At 68.1% G+C, this 22339-nt stretch carries 20 protein-coding genes; 5 read left to right on the top strand and 15 right to left on the bottom strand.

Annotated features, from left to right (window positions below):
* Positions 1–36: 36 nt before the first annotated feature.
* The 6 genes from prmB to dapC all read right to left on the bottom strand — a co-directional run bounded on the left by prmB (position 37) and on the right by dapC (position 5956).
* Complete coding sequence (gene prmB / locus AM586_RS06740) at positions 37–924, bottom strand: 50S ribosomal protein L3 N(5)-glutamine methyltransferase (RefSeq protein WP_047826322.1); 888 nt, start codon at positions 922–924, stop codon at positions 37–39.
* A gap of 27 nt (positions 925–951) precedes the next feature.
* Positions 952–2103 carry a succinyl-diaminopimelate desuccinylase gene (dapE, locus tag AM586_RS06735; protein WP_047826205.1) on the bottom strand — a complete coding sequence of 384 codons (1152 nt, stop codon included), beginning with the start codon at positions 2101–2103 and terminating at the stop codon, positions 952–954.
* The gene (locus tag AM586_RS06730; RefSeq protein WP_047826204.1) at positions 2100–2462 is read right to left on the bottom strand and encodes an ArsC family reductase; all 363 of its coding nucleotides are present in this window, start codon (positions 2460–2462) and stop codon (positions 2100–2102) included. Before AM586_RS06730 ends, dapE begins: the two co-directional genes overlap by 4 nt.
* A gap of 139 nt (positions 2463–2601) precedes the next feature.
* A complete protein-coding gene (locus AM586_RS06725) occupies positions 2602–3747 on the bottom strand; it encodes a PilT/PilU family type 4a pilus ATPase (RefSeq protein WP_047826203.1) in 1146 nt (381 codons plus the stop codon).
* 121 nt (positions 3748–3868) lie between these two features.
* A complete protein-coding gene (dapD, locus tag AM586_RS06720) occupies positions 3869–4693 on the bottom strand; it encodes a 2,3,4,5-tetrahydropyridine-2,6-dicarboxylate N-succinyltransferase (RefSeq protein WP_047826202.1) in 825 nt (274 codons plus the stop codon).
* A gap of 42 nt (positions 4694–4735) precedes the next feature.
* A complete protein-coding gene (gene dapC, locus AM586_RS06715; RefSeq protein ID WP_047826201.1) occupies positions 4736–5956 on the bottom strand; it encodes a succinyldiaminopimelate transaminase in 1221 nt (406 codons plus the stop codon).
* Positions 5957–6050: 94 nt separating this feature from the next.
* Between dapC and AM586_RS06710 the strand changes: the two genes are divergently transcribed.
* Entirely contained in the window at positions 6051–6794 is a 744-nt protein-coding gene (locus AM586_RS06710) for a YoaK family protein (protein ID WP_047826200.1), read from the top strand.
* 6 nt (positions 6795–6800) lie between these two features.
* Here AM586_RS06710 and AM586_RS06705 read toward each other — a convergent pair whose 3' ends face one another.
* A complete protein-coding gene (locus tag AM586_RS06705) occupies positions 6801–7841 on the bottom strand; it encodes an AraC family transcriptional regulator (RefSeq protein WP_047826199.1) in 1041 nt (346 codons plus the stop codon).
* A gap of 71 nt (positions 7842–7912) precedes the next feature.
* Here AM586_RS06705 and AM586_RS06700 point away from each other — a divergent pair, with 71 nt between their 5' ends.
* From AM586_RS06700 to AM586_RS06690, 3 genes are read left to right on the top strand one after another with little or no spacing between them, the layout of a single operon-like run.
* Positions 7913–9517, top strand: a complete 1605-nt coding sequence (locus AM586_RS06700; protein ID WP_047826198.1) for an FAD-binding oxidoreductase — start codon at positions 7913–7915, stop codon at positions 9515–9517.
* On the top strand, positions 9514–11094 hold the full coding sequence (locus AM586_RS06695) for a glycerol-3-phosphate dehydrogenase/oxidase (RefSeq protein WP_047826197.1): 1581 nt from the start codon (positions 9514–9516) through the stop codon (positions 11092–11094). The genes AM586_RS06700 and AM586_RS06695 overlap by 4 nt, the downstream gene beginning before the upstream one ends.
* A complete protein-coding gene (locus AM586_RS06690; RefSeq protein WP_047826196.1) occupies positions 11091–12656 on the top strand; it encodes an FGGY-family carbohydrate kinase in 1566 nt (521 codons plus the stop codon). Before AM586_RS06695 ends, AM586_RS06690 begins: the two co-directional genes overlap by 4 nt.
* Here the strand turns inward: AM586_RS06690 and AM586_RS06685 are convergent.
* From AM586_RS06685 to AM586_RS06675, 3 genes are all read right to left on the bottom strand, one after another.
* Entirely contained in the window at positions 12638–13981 is a 1344-nt protein-coding gene (locus AM586_RS06685; protein ID WP_047826195.1) for a diguanylate cyclase, read from the bottom strand. The two genes, AM586_RS06690 and AM586_RS06685, sit on opposite strands and share 19 nt — an antisense overlap.
* A gap of 211 nt (positions 13982–14192) precedes the next feature.
* Positions 14193–15386 (bottom strand): PLP-dependent aminotransferase family protein, encoded by a 1194-nt coding sequence (locus tag AM586_RS06680; RefSeq protein ID WP_047826194.1) that lies wholly within the window; start codon positions 15384–15386, stop codon positions 14193–14195.
* 246 nt (positions 15387–15632) lie between these two features.
* Complete coding sequence (locus AM586_RS06675) at positions 15633–16091, bottom strand: RidA family protein (protein ID WP_047826193.1); 459 nt, start codon at positions 16089–16091, stop codon at positions 15633–15635.
* A gap of 190 nt (positions 16092–16281) precedes the next feature.
* Here AM586_RS06675 and AM586_RS06670 point away from each other — a divergent pair, with 190 nt between their 5' ends.
* Positions 16282–16959 (top strand): hypothetical protein, encoded by a 678-nt coding sequence (locus AM586_RS06670; RefSeq protein ID WP_052234418.1) that lies wholly within the window; start codon positions 16282–16284, stop codon positions 16957–16959.
* A 79-nt stretch (positions 16960–17038) separates the two neighbouring features.
* Here AM586_RS06670 and AM586_RS06665 read toward each other — a convergent pair whose 3' ends face one another.
* From AM586_RS06665 to AM586_RS06645, 5 genes are all read right to left on the bottom strand, one after another.
* Positions 17039–18079 carry a bifunctional UDP-4-keto-pentose/UDP-xylose synthase gene (locus AM586_RS06665; protein ID WP_052234417.1) on the bottom strand — a complete coding sequence of 347 codons (1041 nt, stop codon included), beginning with the start codon at positions 18077–18079 and terminating at the stop codon, positions 17039–17041.
* Between the two features lie 95 nt (positions 18080–18174).
* On the bottom strand, positions 18175–19488 hold the full coding sequence (locus tag AM586_RS06660; RefSeq protein WP_047826192.1) for a HAMP domain-containing sensor histidine kinase: 1314 nt from the start codon (positions 19486–19488) through the stop codon (positions 18175–18177).
* A complete protein-coding gene (locus AM586_RS06655; protein ID WP_047826319.1) occupies positions 19478–20215 on the bottom strand; it encodes a response regulator transcription factor in 738 nt (245 codons plus the stop codon). Before AM586_RS06655 ends, AM586_RS06660 begins: the two co-directional genes overlap by 11 nt.
* Before the next feature lie 55 nt (positions 20216–20270).
* The gene (locus AM586_RS06650) at positions 20271–21569 is read right to left on the bottom strand and encodes an RNA polymerase sigma factor (RefSeq protein WP_047826318.1); all 1299 of its coding nucleotides are present in this window, start codon (positions 21567–21569) and stop codon (positions 20271–20273) included.
* A complete protein-coding gene (locus AM586_RS06645; protein ID WP_052234416.1) occupies positions 21569–22330 on the bottom strand; it encodes a YciI family protein in 762 nt (253 codons plus the stop codon). Before AM586_RS06645 ends, AM586_RS06650 begins: the two co-directional genes overlap by 1 nt.
* Between the last annotated feature and the right edge of the window lie 9 nt (positions 22331–22339).

Genomic DNA, 22339 nt, shown 5'->3' with positions numbered 1-22339 from the left:
GTCCCCGCCTGCGCGGGGACGACGGTATCGCAAAAATTACCTGGCCAGCTGCTCGGCCGTCAGCAGGAACACGGCGTCGTCACCCTGGCTGGTGGTCAGCCAGGTCAGGCCCAGGTGGCCGAAGGCCGCTTCGGCGTAGTCGCGCTCGTTGCCGATCTCGACCACCAGCACGCCTTCCGGCGTCAGGCGCTCGGCGGCGCCGTCGACGATCTTGCGCACCAGGTCCATGCCGTCTTCGCCGCCGGCCAGGGCGATCTGCGGCTCGCGCATGTATTCCGGCGGCAGGCGCGACATCGAATCGCTGTTCACGTAGGGCGGGTTGGTGATGATCAGGTCGTACTTCTTGAACGGCACGTTCTCGTACAGGTCGGACTCGATCGGGTTCACGCGGCCGGCCAGCTTGTAGTCGCGGATGTTGCGCTCCGCGACCGCCAGCGCATCCTTCGAGATGTCGACCGCATCGACCAGCGCGTTCGGGAAGGCGTCGGCCAGCATGATCGCCAGGCAGCCGGAGCCGGTGCACAGTTCGAGCACGTTCTCGACGCCGTCCGGATCCTGCACCCAGGGGCTGAACTGGTTCGGGATCAGCTCGGCGATGAAGGAGCGCGGCACCAGCACGCGTTCGTCGACGTAGAAGTTGTAGCTGCCCAGCCAGGCTTCGTTGGTGATGTAGGCGGCCGGCACGCGCTCCGTCACGCGGCGCTCGATCACGTTCAGGACCTGCAGCACTTCTTCCTGCAGCAGGCGGGCGTCGAGGAAGGGATCGAGCTTGTCCAGCGGGAGCTTCAGGGTGTGCAGGATCAGGTAGGCGGCTTCGTCGAGGGCTTCCGCGCTGCCATGGCCGAAGAACAGCTTGGCGGTGTTGAAACGGGTGACGGCATAGCGCAGCAGGTCGCGCGGCGTGCAGAAATTGGGCGTGGTCATGGCCATGACGGGGTCTCGCAGAAATGGTTACGCCGCGGACGGCGAGGGCGCCAGCAACGCTTCCAGCGTGCGGCGGTAGATGTTCTTGAGCGGGTCGACGTAGCGCAGCTCGATGTGTTCGTCGATCTTGTGGATGCTGGCGTTCGGTGGCCCGAATTCTATCACCTGGGGGCAGATGCGGGCGATGAAGCGCCCGTCCGAGGTCCCGCCGGTGGTCGACAGTTCGGTGACGACGCCCAGCTCGTGCCGGATGGCGCCGCAGATCGCGTCCGACAGCGTGCCCTTCGGGGTCAGGAAGGGTTCGCCCGACAGGGTCCACTTCAAATCATAGTCCAGGCCGTGGCGGTCGAGGATGGCGTGCACGCGCGCCTCCAGGCCGTCGGCCGTGCTGGCGGTCGAGAAGCGGAAGTTGAAGTCGACCTTCATCTGGCCCGGGATGACATTGTTGGCGCCGGTGCCGGCATGGATGTTCGAGGCCTGCCAGCTGGTCGGCGGGAAGTACTCGTTCCCGTCGTCCCACTTTTCCGCCGCCAGCTCGGCCAGGGCCGGCGCCGCCAGGTGGATCGGATTGCGCGCCAGGTGCGGGTAGGCGATGTGGCCCTGCACGCCCTTGACCGTCAGGCAGCCCGACAGCGAGCCGCGGCGGCCGTTCTTGATCATGTCGCCCAGCACGTGGCTGGAAGTCGGTTCGCCGACCAGGCAGTAGTCGATCGTCTCGCCGCGCTCTTCCAGCATCTCGCAGACGACCACGGTGCCGTCCACGGCGGGGCCTTCCTCGTCGCTGGTGATCAGGAAGGCGATCGAACCGGCATGGCCCGGATGCGCCTCGACGAACTCCTCGACGGCGACGACCATAGCCGCGATCGAGGTCTTCATGTCGGAGGCGCCGCGGCCGTACAGCTTGCCGTCGCGCCGGGTCGGGGCGAAGGGCTGCGACTGCCACTGGTCGAGCGGGCCGGCCGGCACCACGTCGGTGTGGCCGGCGAACACGAACACGGGCGACTCGGCGCCCCTGCGCGCCCACAGGTTGGTGACGCCGTTCGATTCGATCGTTTCGCAGTGGAAGCCGAGCGGAGCCAGCAGTTCCTTCAGACGCTGCTGGCAGCCCTTGTCCTGCGGGGTGATCGAATCGAGGGCGATCAGCTCCTCGGTCAGCTGCAGGGTGCGGGACGTCTTCATGCCGGCCAGTCTCCGAAACTGCGTTCGTACTCGGCGGCCGAGAACCCGACCTTCAGCGGACCGGCGCCCTCGAGCACCGGGCGCTTGACGACGGAAGGATTCTCCAGCATCAGCTCGAGCGCGCTGGCCTTGTCGACGACTTGCGCGCGGCGCTCGTCCGACAGCTTGCGCCAGGTCGTGCCCTTGCGGTTGACCAGGACTTCCCAATCCTGCTGTTCCAGCCAGGCCGCAAGGATCTCCCGTGTGAGACCTTGCTTCTTGAAATCGTGGAATTCGACGTCCTGACCGTGCTCGGCCAGCCAGGTGCGCGCTTTCTTGACGGTGTCGCAGTTCGGAATACCGTAGAGAGTTTTTTTCATGGCGTTGGTGCAGGGGAAAGGCGCGAAGGATAGCACAGGCCGCTACCTCCTGAGGATAGTTTAGCAACGCCGGTTTTGGGCTGTCGCCGGGCTTGCGAATGAACGGATTTGTGACCCGGCGTCACAAATCCGTGGCCGTTCAATTGTCGAGCGTAAATTCCGTGAACGACGGCCCGGCCGCTTCCTCGGCCGGCCTGGCCTGCTCCTCGGCCTTGGCCTGGCTGTCCGGCCCGTTGTTGATGAGCCACAGCAGGTTGGTGGCCGAGTCGGCGTTCGCCAGCGCTTCGTCCTGGGTGATGAGGTCGGCCTGCACCAGTTCCAGCAGCGCCTTCTCGAAGGATTGCGAGCCCGGCGACAGGCTCTTGTCCATCGCTTCCTTGATCTGGCCGATGTCTCCCTTTTCGATCAGGTCGGCGACGTAGCGGGTGTTGACCATGATCTCGACCGCGGCCTGGCGCGCGCCGCCGGCCTTCGCGCGCACCAGGCGCTGCGAGACGATCGCCTTGATCGCCGACGACAGGTCCTGCAGCAGGGCGGGGCGGTTCTCGATCGGGTAGAAGCTGATGATGCGGTTCAGCGCGTTGTAGCTGTTGTTGGCGTGCAGGGTCGCCAGCACCAGGTGGCCGGATTGCGCATAGGCCAGGGCGGCGGCCATGGTGTCCTTGTCGCGGATCTCGCCGATCAGGATGCAGTCCGGCGCCTGGCGCATCGAATTGCGCAGCGCGACCTCGAAGCTGCTGGCATCGCTGCCGATCTCGCGCTGGTTGACGATCGATTTCTTGTTCTTGAACAGGTACTCGATCGGGTCTTCCAGCGTCAGGATGTGGCCGGAACGCTGTTCGTTGCGGTGGTCGAGCATGGAGGCGATCGTGGTCGACTTGCCGGAGCCGGTGGCGCCGACGATCAGCAGCAGGCCGCGCTTTTCCATGATCAGATCAAGCAGCACGGGCGGCAGGCCCAGCTCGGACAGCGGCGGGATATTCGCCGGCACGAAGCGGAACACGGCCGAGATCGAGCCGCGCTGGCGAAACGCGGACAGGCGGAAGCGTCCCAGGTTGGGCACGGAAATGCCCATGTTCAGCTCGTTCTCGCGCTCCAGTTCGGCCATCTGCTCGGGCGAGGCGATCTCGGCCAGCAGCACCTGGATGTTTTCCGGCTCGAGCTTGTTCTGGTTGATCGGGATGAGGTTCCCGTTGATCTTGATGTGGACGGGGGAATTGACCGCGAAGAACATGTCCGACGCGTTCTTTTCCTTCATCAACTGGAACAGGCGTTCCATCATCATGGTTTTCTCTCCCTTGCTTCGCGGTAATTTTTGCGTTTCGGGGATTCTAACCTGTCGGGGCGGTACTTGGGCCCCCGCCTTCGCGGGGGCGACGATCATGTCACGCGCGCGACCGGCAGGCTTACACGCCGCGCAGCAGTTCGTTGATGCCGGTCTTCGAACGCGTCTGCGCATCCACGCGCTTGACGATCACGGCGCAGTACAGGCTGTACTTGCCATCGGCTGACGGCAGCGAGCCCGAGACCACCACCGAGCCGGACGGGATGCGGCCGTAGCTCACTTCGCCGGTTTCGCGGTTGTAGATCTTGGTCGACTGGCCGATGTACACGCCCATCGAGATCACCGAGTTCTCTTCGACGATCACGCCTTCGACGATTTCCGAACGCGCGCCGATGAAGCAGTTGTCTTCGATGATGGTCGGGTTGGCCTGCATCGGTTCCAGCACGCCGCCGATGCCGACGCCGCCGGACAGGTGGACGTTCTTGCCGATCTGGGCGCAGGAGCCGACGGTGGCCCAGGTGTCGACCATGGTGCCTTCGTCGACGTAGGCGCCGATGTTGACGTAGGACGGCATCAGCACCACGTTCTTGCCGATGAAGGAGCCGCGGCGGGCCACGGCCGGCGGGACCACGCGGAAACCGCCCTTGGCGAAGTCTTCCGCGGTGTAGTCGGCGAACTTGGTCGGGACCTTGTCGTAGAACTGCATGCCGCCGCCTTCGACCGGGACGTTGTTCTCGAGGCGGAAGGACAGCAGGACGGCCTTCTTGATCCACTGGTTCACGACCCAGCTGCCGCTGTCTCTCTGGGCGACGCGCAGGCTGCCGTCGTCAAGGCCGGCGAGGACGTGGGCGACCGCGTCGCGCACTTCCGCGCTGGCGCTGTTCGGGCTGATCTCGGCGCGCTGTTCCCACGCGGTGTCGATGATGGTCTGGAGTTGTTGGGTCATGATGTGTCAGCGTTTCAGGTTATGGAGTAATCGTTGCGCGTCTCAGGCGGACGCCTTCAGGTCCTTGCAGAACTGGACGATGCGGTTGGCCGCTTCCAGTCCTTCGTCCACACCGGCGACGAGCGCCATGCGGATGCGGTTGCGTCCCGGATTGCTGCCGTGCGCGTCGCGCGCCAGGTAGGAGCCGGGTAAAACCGTCACATTATATTCGGCGTACAGGCCGCGTGCGAATTCGGTGTCGGACAGGCCGCTGGCGCGCACGTCCGCCCACAGGTAGAAGCCGGCGTCGGGCAGTTCGACATCCATCACCTGCCTGAGCATCGGCGTGATCAGGCTGAACTTTTCCTTGTACAGGTTGCGGTTCTCCTGGACGTGGGCCTCGTCGTTCCAGGCCACGCAGGATGCGGCCTGGATCGGCGGCGACATCGCGCCGCCGCTGTAGGTGCGGTAGAGCAGGAATTTCTTCAGCACGTCCGGATCGCCGGCCACGAAGCCCGAGCGCATGCCCGGCACGTTCGAGCGCTTCGACAGGCTCGAGAACACGACCAGGTTGGCGTAGGGACGCTGGCCGGCGCTGCGGCCGAGCTGGTGCGCCGCCTCCAGCGCGCCCAGCGGCGGGGTCGAGCCGAAGTAGATCTCGGAATAGCATTCGTCGGCCGCGATCACGAAGCCGTGGCGGTCGGACAGCTCGAACAGTTCGCGCCAGTCGTCCAGCGTCAGCACGGCGCCGGTCGGGTTGCCCGGGGAGCAGAGATACAGGAGCTGCACCCGCGCCCAGACATCGTCCGGCACGCCGGCATAGTCCGGCGCGAAGTTGCGGGCCGGGACCGAATTCACGAAGTAAGGCTCGGCGCCGGCCAGGTAGGCCGCGCCTTCGTAGATCTGGTAGAAGGGGTTCGGGCACATCACCAGCGCGCCGGCGCGCGGGTCGATCACGCACTGGGCGAAGGCGAACAGCGCCTCGCGCGAGCCGTTCACCGGCAGCACCATGGTGTCCGGATTCAGCGCCGGCACTCCGTAGCGCCGCTCCAGCCAGCCGGCGACGGCCGCGCGCAGCGGTTCGCCGCCGTGCGTGCTCGGGTAGTTCGCCAGGCCGGCCATGTGCTGCGTCAGGGCCTTCTGGATGAAGGCCGGGGTCGGGTGCTTGGGTTCGCCGATGCCGAGGCTGATGTGGGCGTACTCGGGATTCGGCGTGACGCCGGCGAACAGCTGGCGCAGCTTTTCGAAGGGATAGGGGTGCAGTCGTTCGAGATGTGGGTTCACGGCGCTATCGGGTCAGATGGGTCGGTCAAGAAGATCAATTATAACGAGGCCGGCACGATGCTGCTTTTGCATGAAATGCGGTAATATTTCCGATGTGCCCCACAATTACGCCCGCAGCCTTCTCGGCCATGCGCGCAACCCGCGCGCCAACCGCCACCTCGGCGTGGCGCTCGCCTTCGTGGCCGGCGCCATCAACGCCGGCGGTTTCCTCGCCGTGCACCGCTACACCTCGCACCTGACCGGGGCGATCTCGTCGGCGGCCGACCAGCTCGCGCTCGGCGCCTGGGGCCTCGCGCTGGACGCCTTCGGCGCCGTGCTGTCCTTCCTGCTGGGCGCCGCCTGCACCGCGCTCGCCGTCAACTACGGGCGCCGGCGCGGCCTGGCCAGCGAGTATGCCTTGCCGCTGCTGCTGGAAGCGGTCCTGCTGCTGGCCTTCGGCGTGCTGGGGGCGCGCCTGGCCGACGTCGACGCCCTGTTCGTGCCGGCCACGGTCATGCTGCTGTGCTTCATGATGGGCCTGCAGAACGCCTTGATCACCAAGCTGTCGCAGGCCGAGATCCGCACCACCCACCTGACCGGCATCGTCACCGACATCGGCATCGAACTGGGCCGGATGGCGTACTGGAACCGCGATCCGCTGCAGCCGAAGGTGGCCGCCAACTGGCCGCGCCTGCAGCTGCTGCTGTCGCTGCTGCTGAGTTTCTTTGCCGGGGCCGTGGCAGGCGCCCTCGGCTTCAAGCATGCCGGCTACCTGGCGACGCTGCCGCTGGCCGGCATGCTGTCGCTTCTTGCGATCGTGCCGGCGCTCGACGGCCTGCGCCGCCCGACTCCACGCTGAGCCAGGTCAGCCCGCCAGTGCCCGCTCGCGCCACGCGCCCGGATTCATCCCCGACCATTCGCGGAAGGCGTGCGTGAACGCGCTCTGCTCCTGGTAGCCGAGCAGGAAGGCGATATCGGCCAGCGACAGGCCGCGCTGGCGCAGGTAGTCCTGGGCCAGCGCATGGCGCGCTTCGTCCAGCACCTGCTGGAAGCTGGCGCCGCTGTCGGCCAGCTTGCGCTGCAGGGTGCGCGGCGACAGGCCCAGCTCGGCCGCGATGCCGGCCAGGCGCACGCGGTCGTTCGCCAGGTTGCGGGTCACGCAGGCGCGCACCTGGGCGGCGATGCCGTGGCGATCCCGCTCGTCTTCCCGTTCTTTCAGCAGGCGTTCGGCATGCTGCTGCAGCACCGGGTACATGCCGGCGTCGGCGTTCGGCACCGGCATCGCCAGCAGGGCGGCGTCGAAGCAGGCCAGGTGGGCCTGCGCGCCGAACACCGGCACCATCCCCAGCACCCGTTCGTACTCGTCCGGGGCGGCGTCGCTCGCGTGGGCGAAGGCCAGGCGCAGCGGCGCCAGCGGACGGCCGGCGAGCCAGGAGCCGAGCGTGCGGATACCGGCGAACACGCTCTCCGCCAGGTGCCGGCTGGCGTCCGGGAAGTGGCTGGTCCAGGTGTAGCAGGCGAGCTGCGAGGCGCCGTCGACTTCCAGACGCGAGCGCCCGAGGTCGTGGGCGAGCTGTTCGTAGCGCTGCGTCTGTTCCAGGGCCTGGGCGAAGTCGGCGCAGGCCAGCAGGATCAGGCCGTAGACGCTGTAGGTGCCGAGCCGCACGCGCTCGCCCACGTGCAGGCCGAAGTGCGGATCCTTCGCCAGCTCGGCCCCGGTGGCCAGCAGGGCGATGTAGTCGCGCGCCGCCAGCGATTCCGGCAGCGGATCGAGCGGGACGGCGAGGCCGGCCGCCTGCGCGAGCGCGCGCGCGTCCACGCCGCGCGCGGCGGCGGCCTCCAGCAAGGGCTGCAGGTAGGACCCGGTGACCCGGGCCGGTGGCATGTTCGAACAAGCGCTTGGCATGAATCCGCAAGACATCGGAAAGGGATTGCCTTATCTTCTTGTAAAGCATAAATAAAAACAAGGGGAGAAGCATGCGACGCTGGAACGGCTGGGGAGACGACACGATCGAGGTGCCGGTCGGCGAGGGCGCGCTGCACCTGCTCGAACAGGCGCTGGGGCCGGGCGCCGCGCCGCGCGACGCCACTTTCGAGGCCGTGTGCGCGCAGCTTGCGCCTTCGCGCCTGCCGCCGCATCCGCTGGTCGACACGGCGCCGGCGGTGCGGCTCACCCATGCGCTGGGCCAGAGCCTGCCGGACTGGCTGCGCCTGCGCTATGGCCGTATCGAGGCGGCGCCGGACGGCGTGGCCTTCCCGGAAAGCGCGGACCAGGTGCGCGAGCTGATCCGCTTCGCCGTCGATGCCGGCGCGGCGATCGTCCCGTATGGCGGCGGCACCAGCGTGTGCGGCCACCTCGACGCGGCGCGCGGCCGGCCGACGCTGTCGGTCGACATGAAACGCCTGCGCGCGCTGACCAACCTCGACCCCGCGTCGCTGCTGGCCACCTTCGGCGCCGGCGTCGCGGGGCCGGACCTCGAAGCCCAGCTGCGCGCCCACGGCTATACCCTCGGCCACTTCCCGCAATCGTTCGAGTATTCGACGCTGGGCGGCTGGGTCGTCACGCGCTCGTCCGGCCAGCAGTCGCTGCGCTATGGCCGCATCGAGCAGCTGTTCGCCGGCGGCCGCATGGAGACGCCGCAGGGCACCCTCCACCTGCCGACCTTCCCGGCCTCGAGCGCCGGCCCCGACCTGCGCGAGCTGGTGCTGGGCTCGGAGGGGCGGCTCGGCATCCTCACCGAGGCCACCGTGCGCATCAGCCCCTTGCCGGAATTCGAGGCTTTCCACGCCGTGTTCCTGCCCGACTGGGAGCGCGCCGAGCTGGCGGTGCGCGCGATCGTGCAGGCGCGGCCGGAGCTGTCGATGCTGCGCCTGTCGAATCCGGCCGAGACGGCGACCTTGCTGAGGCTTGCAGTACATGGGAAAAGCGCGGCCAGGCAGGTCGCCCTGCTGGAGGCCCTGCTGCGCCTGCGCGGCGCCGGCGAGGGCAAGTGCCTGCTGCTGGTCGGCGCCAGCGGCGCCAGGGCGCAGGCGCGCGCCTCGCTGGCCGCGGCCCTGAAGACCGCGCGCCGGCACGGTGGCGTGCATGCCGGACGGGGCCTGGGCGAGCGCTGGAAGAAGAACCGCTTCCGCAATGTCTATCTGCGCAACGCCGCCTGGGAGCGCGGCTATGCGATCGACACCGTCGAGACCGCGCTCGACTGGCCGCGGGTGACGCCCGCGATGCATGCGGTCGAGCAGGCTGCCGCCGACGCGCTGGCCGCCGACGGCGAACGGGTGCATGCCTACACCCACCTTTCGCACCTGTATGCGCAGGGCGCCAGCGTGTACACGACCTTCATCTGGCGCCTGGCGGGGAATATCGACGCCGACCTGGCGCGCTGGCGCCGCCTCAAGACCGCGGTGTCGGAAGCGATCGTCGCCGGCGGCGGCACGATCAGCCACCAGCACGGCGTCGGCACGGATCACGCGCCCTGGCTGCGCATGGAAAAGGGGCCGCTCGGCATGCAAGCGCTGCAGGCGCTGTTCCGCCAGTTCGACCCGGACGGCTGCATGAACCCCGGCAAACTGGTGACACCATGAGCGGCGACCTGTGGCGGCGCGGCGGACGCGGCGGCTTGCCTGCGCTGATGGACCGCGAGTGGGACCTGCTGGTGATCGGCGGCGGCATCACCGGCGCCGGCATCCTGCTGGAAGCGGCGCGGCGCGGGCTGCGCGCGATCCTGGTCGAGCAGCGCGACTTCGCCTGGGGCACGTCGAGCCGCTCTTCGAAGCTGGTGCATGGCGGCCTGCGCTACCTGAAGGACGGCCACCTGCACCTGACCCGGGAGTCGGTGCGCGAGCGCGAGAGCCTGCTGCGCGATGCGCCCGGCCTGGTCGAGCGGCAGGGCTTCGCCTTCGCCCATTACGAAGGCCAGCGCGGCCGCCGCAGCTTCCTGGCCGGGCTGGCCGTCTACGACCTGCTGGCGGGGCGGCGCGAACGGCACTGGCTGGCGAAGGACGCGTTCCTGGCGCGGGCGCCGAACGTGGCGCACACCAGGCTGGCCGGCGGCATCGTGTATACCGACGCCAAGACCGACGACGCGCGCCTGGTGATGCGCGTGCTGGGCGAGGCGATGGCGCATGGCGCCGCCGCCATCAACCATGTCGCCGCGCGCTCGCTCATCCGCGACCAGGGCCGGGTCGCCGGCGCCATGCTGGACGACCGGATCGGCGAAGCCAGCTACGGGCTGCGCGCGCGGGTGGTGGTCGACGCCACCGGCGCCTGGTCCGGCGCCCTGCATGGAAAAGGTCCGCGCCTGCGCCCGCTGCGCGGCAGCCATCTGGTGCTGCCGGCCTGGCGCCTGCCGCTGTCCCAGGCCGTGAGCCTGATGCATCCGCGCGACGGGCGCCCGGTGTTCGCCTATCCCTGGGAGGGCACGACCCTGGTCGGCACCACCGACCTCGATCACGCCCAGCCGATGGAGCGGGAAGCGCGCATCACGCGGGGCGAGCTCGACTATCTGCTGGCGGCGCTGCAGGCCCAGTTTCCCGCGCTCGGCATCGGCGAAGGCGATGTGCTGTCGACCTTCGCCGGCGTGCGTCCGGTGATCGCCGGCGGCCATGCCGACGCCTCGCGCGAGGGACGCGAGCACAGCGTCTGGAGCGAGGACGGGCTGGTGGCCGTCGCCGGCGGCAAGCTGACCACCTTCCGTGCGATCGCCCTCGACGCCCTGAAGCAGGTGCGCGCGCAGCTGCCGGAATGGCGCGACGAATTGCGGCCCTGCAGGGTGTTCGCGGCCTTGCCCGAAGCCGCCGACGGCCGCGTGCCCGCCGGGCTGCTGCGGCGCCTGCGCGGGCGCCATGGCGCGTCGTGCGCGGCGCTGCTGGCCGCCGCGCACGCGGAGGAATTCGCGCTGATCCCCGGCACCGAGACGCCGTGGGCCGAGCTGCGCTGGGCCGCGCGCGCGGAAGCCGTGCAGCATCTGGACGACCTGTTGCTGCGCCGCACCCGCCTGGGCCTGCAACTGAGGCAGGGCGGAGCGGGACTGATGCCGCGCATCCGCACGCTGTGCCAGCCGGAGCTCGGCTGGACCGACGCGCGCTGGGAGCAGGAAGAACAGGCGTACGCGGCCCTGTGGCGCACCCACTACGGCCTGCCGCCGGAGGACGCCGCATGAGCATGCAGCCGACCATCCTCGCCATCGACAACGGCACCCAGAGCGTGCGCGCGCTGCTGTTCGACCTGCAGGGGAATATCGTCGCCAAGTCGCAGGTCATGCTGGACGCGTATTTTTCCGAGCAGCCCGGCTGGGCCGAGCACGACCCCGAGGATTACTGGGCCTCGCTGTGCAAGGCCTGCCAGGGCCTGTGGCGCCAGCCCGGCGTGGAGAAGAGCGCGCTGCAGGGCGTGGCCGTGACCACCCAGCGCGGCACCGTGGTCAGCCTCGGCCGGGATGGGCGCCCGCTGCGCCCGGCCATCACCTGGCTCGACCAGCGCCGCACCGATGTCCATCCGCCGATCGCCTGGTGGTGGCGGGCGGCGTTCAGGCTGGCCCGCGTCGACGGCACCATCGACTACTTCCGCGGCGAGGCCGAGATCAACTGGATCAAGGCCCACCAGCCCGACATCTGGGCGGCGACCGACAAGTTCCTGCTGCTGTCCGGTTACCTGAACTGGCGCCTGTGCGGCCGTTTCGCGGACTCCAGCGGCTCGCAGGTCGCCTATTTGCCCTTCGACTACAAGCGCCGCCGCTGGGCCGCGCCCCACGACTGGAAGTGGCAGGCGCTGGCGGTCGAGCCGCGCATGCTGCCGGAGCTGGCCGAACCGGGTGAACGGCTCGGCACGATCTCGGCGCAGGCAGCTGCCGACACCGGCATTCCGGCCGGCCTGCCGCTGCTGGCCGCCGCCGCCGACAAGGCCTGCGAGGTGATCGGCGCCGGCTGCCGCGAGCCGCATGTCGGCTGCCTGAGCTACGGCACCACGGCCACCATCAACACCACCAGCAGGCGCTATACCGAAGTCACGCCCTTCATCCCGCCATACCCGGCGGCGATCCCCGGCGCCTACAGCAACGAGGTGCAGGTGTTCCGCGGCTACTGGATGGTGAACTGGTTCAAGGAGCAGTTCGGCCACCACGAACAGGTGCGCGCCCTGGCCGAGGATGTCGCGCCGGAGCAGCTGTTCGACCGCATGGCCAGCACCGTGCCGCCCGGTTCGATGGGACTGATGCTGCAGCCCTACTGGACGCCCGGCATCCGCGTGCCGGGACGCGAAGCCAAGGGCGGCATCATCGGCTTCGGCGACGTGCACACCCGCGCCCACGTCTACCGCGCCATCCTCGAAGGCCTGGCCTATGCGCTGCGCGAGGGGAAGGAAAGGATCGAGAAGCGCAGTGGGGTGGCGGTCACCGAGCTGCGCGTGTCCGGCGGCGGCTCGCAGAGCGACTGCGCGATGCAGCTCACGGCCGACATCTTCGGCCTGCCGACCACGCGTCCGCACGTCTACGAGACCTCGGGCCTGGGCGCCGCCATCGACGCCGCCGTCGGCCTCGGCCTGCACCGCGATTTCGACGCCGCGGTGGCGGCCATGACGCGGGTGGGGCGGGTGTTCGAGCCGGTGCCGGAGAACCAGCGGATCTACGACCGCCTGTACCGGCAGGTGTACCGGCGGATGTACCGGCAGCTGCAGCCGCTGTATCGGGATATTGCGGAGATTACGGGCTATCCGAAGGTGCAGTGAGCGTTCCGCACCGCCTCCCACGCGGCCCCCGCGACCGCGGTCTCGACCCGGTTGCGGCCGCCTTCCTTGGCTGCGTACATGGCGCGGTCGGCGCACACGAAAAACTGTTCGATCGTGTCGAGCTGGGTCGGCACGATGGTCGCCACCCCGATCGAGGCCGTGATCCAGGGCGAGGTCGGCGAGCGCGGGTTCGGCAGCTGCAGGGCCTCGACGGTGGTGCGGATCGCTTCGGCCAGGCGCGTCGCGGCCTCGTGCGGGGTCTCGGCGAACAACAGCACGAATTCTTCGCCGCCGTAGCGCGCCGCCAGGTCGGTCGGGCGCAGCGCGTGCGCGTCCAGCGCCTGGGCCACTTTCTGCAGGCAGACGTCGCCGGCGACATGGCCGAGGGTGTCGTTGTACAGCTTGAAGTGGTCGACGTCGAGCACGACCAGCGACATCGGCTGGGCGTTGCGGATCGCGCGTTGCCACTCCTTTTCCAGGAAGGTGTCGAAGTGGCGGCGGTTGGCGATGTGGGTCAGCGGGTCCAGCATCGCGGCGCGCTGCAGCGCATCCTCGGACTGCTTGTGGTGCGTGATGTCGTGCAGCAGGGCGAGGAACTGGCCGTCGGCCGCATGGATCGGGGTCATCGTCAGGTCCATCGCGCGCAGGCCGCCATCGCGGTGGCGGATCAGCACTTCACGGGTCCCGTGGCCGATCGCCTCCATCGCGCTGCAGCCGTCGGGGTAGCTGTCCTGCTGGGCCACCAGCTCGGCCAGCGAGCGGCCGACCAGCTCGTCCGCCGCATAGCCCAGGTAGCGGTCGCAGGCCGGGTTCGCGTACTGGACGCGGCCGTTGCGCTCGACGATCAGCAGGCCCTGGTCCATGCTGTCGACGATCATGCGCAGGCGCTCGGTCTGTTCCTTCTGGGCGCTGCTGCCGCTGTTCAGGCGCAGCTGGGCGCGCACGCGCGCGCAGACCTCTTCCATGCGCAGGGGTTTCGGGATGTAGTCGGCGGCGCCGGTGTCGAAGCCGGCCACGATGTCGTCGAGTTCGCCGCGCGCGCTCATCAGGATCACGGGGATGCGCGCCGTGAGCGGGTGGGCCTTCAGGCGGCGGCAGGTTTCCAGCCCGTCCATGCCGGGCATGACGACGTCGAGCAGGACCAGGTCGGGCTGGATGCGCTGGGCGATCTCGAGCGCGCGCTCACCCGAGGTGGCGACGAAGGTCTGGTATTCCTGGCGCAGCATCATCGTGCGCAGCACGGAGACATTCTCCGGCGCGTCGTCGACGATCAGGATGGCGGGCTTGCGGGGCGCGGGAGGCGGCGCGCTGGCGAGGTTGGGCATACTATGCCTTGCGAGGGCTACAATGATGTACGTTCAAAATCATACATCCTTGCGCACCGACATGGAGCAAGTATTGCTTGTTTGACAGAAAAATTTGTGGCTTGAGCGCAACTTTTGGTTTTTCGAGAAAAACGGAAAGTTACGCGCCGAGATGGCGCCGGTAACAATCCGGCGCCGGTCAGCGCGGGCCGGACGGCCCGCGCGGCAGGAATTACAGCTGGTCCTTGATCAGCTTGCCCAGCACGGCGATGCCTTCGCGGATGCGCTCCGGCGGCACGGTCACGAAGGAGAGGCGCAGGGTGTTGGTGGCCGGATCGTTGGCGTAGAAGGGCGCGCCCGGCACGAAGGCGACGCGAGCGGCGATGGCCTGGTCGAGCAGCTTGCTGGCGTCGATCTGCTTCGGCAGCTCGACCCAGATGAACATGCCGCCTTCCGGGCGGGTCCAGGTCACGCCTTCCGGGAAATGCTCGTCCAGCGCGTCCAGCATCACCTGGCACTGGTTGGCATACAGGCTGCGGATGGTCGGGATGTGCTCCTGCAGGAAGCCGTCCTTGACCACCTCGTGCACCACCATCTGGGTCAGCTGGGCGGTGTGGAGGTCGGCGGCCTGCTTGGCCAGCTCGAGGCGGCGGACCAGCGGCAGCGGAGCGCAGACGTAGCCGAGGCGGATGCCCGGGGTCAGCACCTTCGAGAAGGAACCCATGTAGATCACGCCTTCCGGGTTCATGTTCAGCATGCGCGGCATCGGCTCGCCCTTGTACGACAGCGCGCCGTAGGGATCGTCTTCGATCAGCGGCAGGCCCAGGCGGGCGCAGGTCTCGACCAGTTCGCGGCGGCGTTCGACCGACAGCGAGCGGCCGGTCGGGTTCTGGAAGTTCGGCAGTGCGTACAGCAGGCGCGCACCTTTGGCGACGCCTTCGATCGACGACGGCACCAGGCCGTGCTCGTCGGTCTCGACCGAGTGGAAATCGGGGCGGTAGACCGAGAAGGCCTGCAGGGCGCCGAGGTAGCTCGGGGTCTCGACCAGCACTTTGCTGCCTTCGTCGATCAGTACCTTGCCCAGCAGGTCGAGGGCCTGCTGCGAGCCCGACACCATCAGGATCTGCTCGGGCAGGATCGTGCAGTCGGGCGTGGACAGGTATCCCGCAATCCATTCACGCAGCGGCGCGTAGCCGTCGGTCGGGCCGTATTGCAGGGCCTGCTTACCGGCTTCCGACAGCACTTTGTCGTAGGCGGCTTTCATGCGCTCGACCGGGAAGGTGGCGGGCGAGGGAAGGCCGCCGGCAAAGGAGATGATCTCCGGGCGCTGGGTAATCTTCAGGATTTCGCGGATCGCCGAGCTTTGCAGCTGCTGCGCGCGTTCCGAAAACTGCCACTGGATGGGATTGGGATTTTCGATTTTCATACTGATCTCACGATTGGACGGCAGGATGGTGCGTCGGCCATTATAAAGCAGCTTGATGAGCCGCTTCGCTAAAGAGGCCTACCTTGTGGGCAAGCCCCGGGGATTACTTTGAACACCAATACAGCATCGGGGCCGCGCAAACCGTAGCGAGCGGAAGCAGTTTCGTCCGAGAAGCGCAGCCGTACTTACGGTACGGCGAGCATCGCAAGGCGAAAATGCGACGCGCAGTAGGTTTACGCGGTCCCTTCAGATCTCAACGGTCATCTCGATCTCGACGCAGGTGCCGCGTGGGAGCGAGGCCACGCCGAAGGCCGAGCGGGCATGCTTGCCGGCGTCGCCGAACAGCTCGCCCAGCAGTTCCGAGCAGCCGTTGGTGACCAGGTGCTGTTCGTTGTATTCCGGGGTCGATGCGACCAGGCTCATCACCTTGACGATGCGCTTTACGCGGCCCAGGTCGCCGCCGCAGGCTTCCTGCAGGGTGCCGAGCAGGTCGATGGCGACCGAGCGCGCCGCCGCCTGGCCGTCGGCCGTGGTCTTGTCCTTGCCCAGCAGGCCGACGTTCGGCGAGCCGTCCGCATTCTTCGCGATGTGGCCGGAGATGAAGACCAGGTTGCCGGTCTGCACGTACATGACATAGGCCGCGGCCGGGGTGGCCGGCGCCGCGAGGGTGATGTTCAGTTCTTTGAGTTTGTCGTAGACGGACATGGAATCCCCAGGGTTACGTAATAAAGAGCCGGTATTGTACGACTTGCCATTGCCGGCGGCTACGTTCGTCGTGCTGCGCGGGTGCTTGCCGGGAGATTGGATATTGCTTGATGGCAAATCATTGTTGCGTTAGGCTCGGTATCAAGGGCGGCAACACGCAGCCTTCCTTGCAACGCTATCGATACCTCACATGGCCACACCCGATTACATCGTCTCACTGTCCGAACAAGCCTTTTTCACCCTCATCTCCTCCGCGCTGGAGGCCTACGAGATCAAGCATGCCGGGGGACGGGCCTTCGACAAGGCCGAGAATCGTCTTGAAACCTACGGCAACCTGTGGGGCTATGAAGCCAATACCAAGCGCCAGGAAACGGTACTGCACATTTCCCTGGCGGACGTCGACACGTCGGCAGTGCGCCAAAAGGATTCCGTGACGCCGATCACGGAGACTTTCCACCTGAAGGAAAACCTGGTCGACTGGCTGCGTCCCGAACTCGAATACCTGGGCGACTTCCACAGTCACCCCTACGACGAGGAAAACGACGGGGTGAAGAGCACGCGGGAGATCGAAAAGGAGAAGTTTTACGCATTCTCGGGCGCCGATTTCGAGCGCGTACCGCAACTGGGGCCGGACCGGAGGAAAACCTACCGGGTCGGACTGGTAGCGACGCTGTTCCGGGGCAGTAAGGAACTGCGCCGGAGGAGCCAGTATATCGACGAGGAAAATGGCAGTTGCATCCGTTTCGCCTACGAGGATTTCACGATCTGGCTGCAGTGCCATGTGTTCGAGAAGCGGCGGGCGGTCGCGGACAGCAAGGTCGTCCTGCTGTGCCCCGCGATCGGCTTCCACGCCGGGAAGATCGGCTAGCGCCGCAGCGCCAGGCGCCAGCCGCCCGGTACGCGGCGGACGCAGGCGATGACGCCTGCGCCGTCACGAGGCGCGGCGCTTACTCGACCAGTCCGCGCGCGACGCCGACCTGGCCGCGGTAGGCGTCGAAGATGCCGCGCAGGGCGTCCGCCATGGTGGTGCGAGGCGCCCACTCGAGGTCCTTCATCGTGTTCTCGATCTTCGGCACGCGGTTCTGCACGTCCTGGTAGCCGGCGCCGTAGTAGGCGCCCGAGCTGGTCTCGACGATCTGCACCTTGGCGGCGCCGGCGGCGTATTCCGGATACTCGGCGGCCAGTTCCAGCATCATGCCGGCCAGCTCGCGGATCGAATAATTGTTCGACGGGTTGCCGATGTTGTAGATCTGGCCGCTGGCCTTGCTGTCCCTGTTCTCGATGATCTTCATGAGCGCCTCGATGCCGTCATCGATGTAGGTGAAGGCGCGTTTCTGGTGGCCGCCGTCGACCAGCGAGATGGTCTCGCCGCGCACGATGTGACCGAAGAACTGGGTCAGCACGCGCGACGAACCTTCCTTCGGGGTGTGGATCGAATCCAGGCCGGCGCCGACCCAGTTGAACGGGCGGAACAGGGTGAAGTTCAGGCCTTCCATGCCGTAGCCCCAGATCACGCGGTCCATCAGCTGCTTCGAGCAGGCATAGATCCAGCGCGGCTTGTTGATCGGGCCGTAGACCAGCTCCGAGTTCTCCGGATCGAATTCGCCGTCGTGGCACATGCCATACACTTCCGAGGTCGACGGGAACACCAGGTGCTTTTTATACTTGGCGGCCGAGCGCACGATCGGCAGGTTGGCTTCGAAGTCGAGTTCGAACACCTTGAGCGGCTGCTGCACATAGGTCGACGGCGTGGCGATCGCCACCAGCGGCAGGATCACGTCGCACTTCTTGACGTGGTACTCGACCCATTCCTGGTTGATCGTGATGTCGCCTTCGAAAAAGTGCATGCGCGGATGGTCGAGCAGCTCGCTGATACGGTCCGAATTCATGTCCATGCCGTAGACTTCCCAGTCGGTGGTCTCGAGGATGCGCTTGGACAGGTGGTGGCCGATGAAGCCGTTGACGCCGAGGATGAGGACTTTTTTCATGTGCTAGCTTTCAGAGTGTCGCGTGATGCGGTGATGCCGTGGCGCGGCGGCGCGCCGGCGGCCGTCATCATAGACAAGCCCTCGTGAAGCCGGCGTCAAGAATTCGTCAAGTTTTCATGAAGTTCATGCGCTTCGCCGGCTTCCAGCCCGAGCAGGACGCGCGTCCCCCTTGCTGTTTCCGAACCGTTCGCGCTCTCGACGGCGATGCGCCAGCCGTGGCGGTCGCAGATCTTCTTGACGATCGCCAGGCCGATGCCGAAGCCGCCCCCGCGGCCGCCGGGCGCGCGGTAGAAGCGCTCGAAGACGTGGGGCAGGGCTTCCGGCGCGATGCCGGTGCCGGTGTCTTCGATGCACAGCGTGCCCTCGCGCCAGAGGAAGCGGATCTCGCCGTCCTCGGTGTGGCGCAGGGCGTTGTCGACCAGATTCGACAGCACGATGCCGAGGGCGGCGGCTTCGGCCGGGACGCGCACGCCGGCGGGCACCTCGATCACGGGCCGGACCGCTTGCCGGTCGAGGCGGTCGGCACAGCGCTCGAGGGTGGCTTCGACCACCGCCGCCAGCGATGCCGGCACCGCCGTGCCGGATTCCTCGCGGGCCAGCGCGAGCAGGCAATCGACCAGGGCGTGCATGTCCTCGGCCGCCTGTTCGATCTGCAGCAGGCGCTGGCGCGACTTGGCGTCGAGCGATAGCGCGACCGGCTCCAGCAGTTCGCAGCTGGTGCGGATCCGGGTGAGCGGCGTGCGCAGCTCGTGGCTGACGTTGGCGGTGAACTCCTTCTCGCGCTCCACCATCGCGGCCATGCGCCGATGGTAGTCATTGACGGCCACGGCCAGCTCGGCCACCTCGCGTTCGTCGTAGGCGCCCGGATCGATGGCGGAGGCGGCGCCCGAGCGCAGGGCCCGTACCTGCCGGGCCAGTCCGCCAACCTGCCGCACCAGCAGCCCGGACAGCCAGTAGGCCATCCAGACCGAGGGCAGCATGAACAGCGCGGTGACGATCATCAGGGTGTCGATGCCCTCCTTGAAGTGCTCTTCGTAGACGCTGTAGTCGTAGGCGCGATAGATCCGTTCGTCGCCGAAGCGCACCACCGCGACATGGACCTCGCGCCCGCCGACCATCACTTCATGGATACCCAGCGGCAGCGAGGTCAGGTCGGCGGGAAGGGGAAACCAGCTTCCGCCTTCCTGCGATACGCGTGCGCCGAAGGCCGGGTCCACCGGCGGCAGCGAGGCAGGCTCGTCCCGGTAGCCCTGCAGCAGGCTGCGCATGTCGTCGTCGATGATCGCATGGATCAGCCGTTCTTCCTGCGATTCCGCGAGCGTGCGCACGCCCAGCGTCTGCGCGGCCAGCAGCACGATGGCCGCGGCGAACAGCGCCAGCGCGACCTTCAGGCGCAGGCTAAGGCGCATCGCCGGCGCTGAGGTCGCTGCCCGTTTCGCTGCCCGTTTCGCTCATCCCGCCCGTCTTGCCGGCGATCCGGTAGCCGATGCCGTGCACGGTGTCGATCGGGTTCGCCTTGCCGTTGGCGGTGAGGGCGCGGCGCAGGGTGTGCATGTGCGAGCGCAGGGTGTCGCTGTCCGGCAGCGGCTCGCCCCACACGGCGGTCTCGAGCTCGGAGCGGCGCAGCACCTGTCCCGGCGACGACATCAAGAGCTGCAGAAGGTGCAGGCACTTGCGCGGCAGGCGGATCGGACGGCCGGCGCGCTCCACTTCCAGCGTGCGCGGGTCCATGCTGATATCGCCGCAGCGCAGCGCGCCCGGCACGACCTGGCCCTGGTGGCGCTTGATCACGGCCGCCAGGCGCGCGCCGACCTCTTTCAGGGAGAAGGGCTTGACCAGGTAGTCGTCGGCGCCGTGGCCGAAGCCGGCCAGCTTGTCGTCCAGCGTGTCCTTCGCGGTCAGCATCAGCACCGGCGTGTCGCGGCGCGCTTCCTCGCGCAGCTTGCGGCACAGGGTAAAGCCATCCATGCCGGGCAGGGAGACATCGAGCAGGATCGCGCTCCATTGCGCGCTGACGGCGTGGTGCAGGCCGGTGACGCCGTCCGCGGCGTGTTCCGGCGCATAGCCGGCTGCCTCGAGATAATCGTAGAGGTTGGCGGCGATGGCCGGATCGTCTTCGATGATAAGAACGCGCATGAGAATGTTCGAGGAGGCGGAAGCCGCCATCATGCCATATTGCGGCCGCTTGCCATCAGGCGCCGCCGCTTTTTTCGCTGCGCGCCCGCGCCAGCAGCATGCTGCGCTCGCGCTCGTTCCGGGTCAGGCTCGCCGCGCGTTCGAACTCGGCGCGCGCTTCGGCATGGCGGCCAAGCCTGGCCAGCAGGTCGCCGCGCACGCTGGGCAGCAGGTGGTAGCTGGCCAGCCGCGGCTCGTCCAGCAGCTGGTCGGCCAGCGCCAGGCCTTCTTCCGGACCGTAGGCCATGCCCAGCGCCACCGCGCGGTTCAGCTCGACGACGGGCGAGGGCAGCAGCTGGGCCAGGGCGTCGTACAGGGCGGCGATGCCTTTCCAGTCGGTGGCCTCGGGCGTGAGCGCGCGCGCATGGCAGGCGGCGATCGCGGCCTGCAGGCCGTAGGGGCCGAGGCTGCCCCGGCTGGCGGCGCGCTCCAGCGCGCCAAGCCCGCGCCTGATCATGAGCCGGTCCCAGCGGCTGCGGTCCTGGTCCAGCAGCAGCACCGGTTCGCCGTCCGGCCCTGTGCGGGCGCGCTCGCGCGAGGACTGGATCTCCATCAGCGCGACCAGGCCGTGCACTTCGCCTTCTTCCGGCGCCAGTTCGGCCAGCACCCGGCCCAGGCGCAGCGCTTCGCGGCACAGTGCGGGCCGCAGCCAGTCGGCGCCGAAGCTGGCCGCATAGCCCTCGTTGTAGATCAGGTAGATCACCTGCAGCACCGAGGCCAGGCGCGGCTTGCGTTCCTCGCCGCGCGGGACCTCGAAGGGCACCTTCGCTTCCGCCAGGGTGCGCTTGGCGCGCACGATGCGCTGGGCGACCGTGGCTTCGGGCACCAGGAAGGCGCGCGCGATTTCGGCCGTGGAAAGGCCGCCCACCAGCTTGAGCGTGAGCGCCGCGCGCGCCTCGCCGGACAGCACCGGGTGGCAGGCCACGAAGATCAGGCGCAGCACGTCGTCGTCGATGCCGGCCTCGAACTCCTGGGCCAGCTCGGCCAGTTCGTCGGGCTGGCGCTGGCCGTCGCGCAGCCGCTCGTCCATCTCCCAGGACAGCTCGCCCTCCTTGCCGGCGCGCATTGCGGCGTGCCGCAGGTGGTCGAGGGCGCGGTGCTTCGCCACCTGCATCAGCCAGGCGCCGGGGCGGTCCGGTACGCCGCCGGCCGGCCAGGATTCCAGCGCCTGCAGCATGGCGTCCTGCGCCAGTTCCTCGGCCAGGCCGACGTCGCGCAGCATGCGGGTGAGAAAGCCGACGATGCGCGCCGCTTCCATGCGCCAGACCGCCTCGACGGTCCGGCCGATGTCGCCGCCCGCTGCTGCGCCTGTCATCATGCCGGCGCCAAATCGTCCATCGTCATCGCTTCGCGGATCTCGACCTCGACATACGGCCCGGTCGGATAGGGCAGGGTGCGCGCCCATGCGACCGCGTCGGACATCGAGGCCGCGCGGATCATCCAGAAGCCGGCGATCAGTTCCTTGGCTTCGGCGAAGGGGCCGTCGATCACGCTGGCCTGGCCGCCCTTCAGGTGAATGCGGGCGCCGCGGCTGCTTGCCTTGAGACCGTCGCCGGCCAGCAGCCTGCCTTGCGCCGCCTGCGCGGCATTGAAGGCGTTCAGCGCGTCCAGCATGGCCTGCGGCGGGATGCGGTCGGCCTCGGTCCCGGCGTCGGCGCGCAGCAGGATCACGTAGCGGCGGTCTTCGCCGGCGGCCGCCGGAGCTACCTGGGCGCAGCCGCCCGGGCAGCCGGTTTCGCGCAGCTCGAGCACGGCTTCGCCGGTGGCCTCGGCGTCGCTGGCCGGCCAGCGTTGCAGCAGCGCGATCGCCTCGTCCTTCGATGCCGCTTCGAACACCGTGAAGCCGGCGATCAGCTCCTTGGCTTCGGCAAACGGGCCGTCGGTGATGCTTTCCCCGCCCGGCCACAGTTTCAGGCGCACCGCCCGGCTGCTCGGGTGCAGGCCCAGCGCCAGGCCGACCCCGCCGGCTTCATCGAGCCGGGCGTGGTAGCGGTCCATATCCTCGAACACGGCAGTGGCGGGCAGCCGCCCCGCCTCGGTTGCCTCGTCGCTGCGTCGCATGACCATGAATTGCATCGTCTTCTC

The sequence above is a fragment of the Massilia sp. WG5 genome (assembly GCF_001412595.2).
Taxonomy (GTDB): domain Bacteria; phylum Pseudomonadota; class Gammaproteobacteria; order Burkholderiales; family Burkholderiaceae_D; genus Telluria.
The sequence above is the reverse complement of the archived record's forward strand: the minus strand, read 5'-3'. Positions and strand labels throughout refer to the sequence as shown.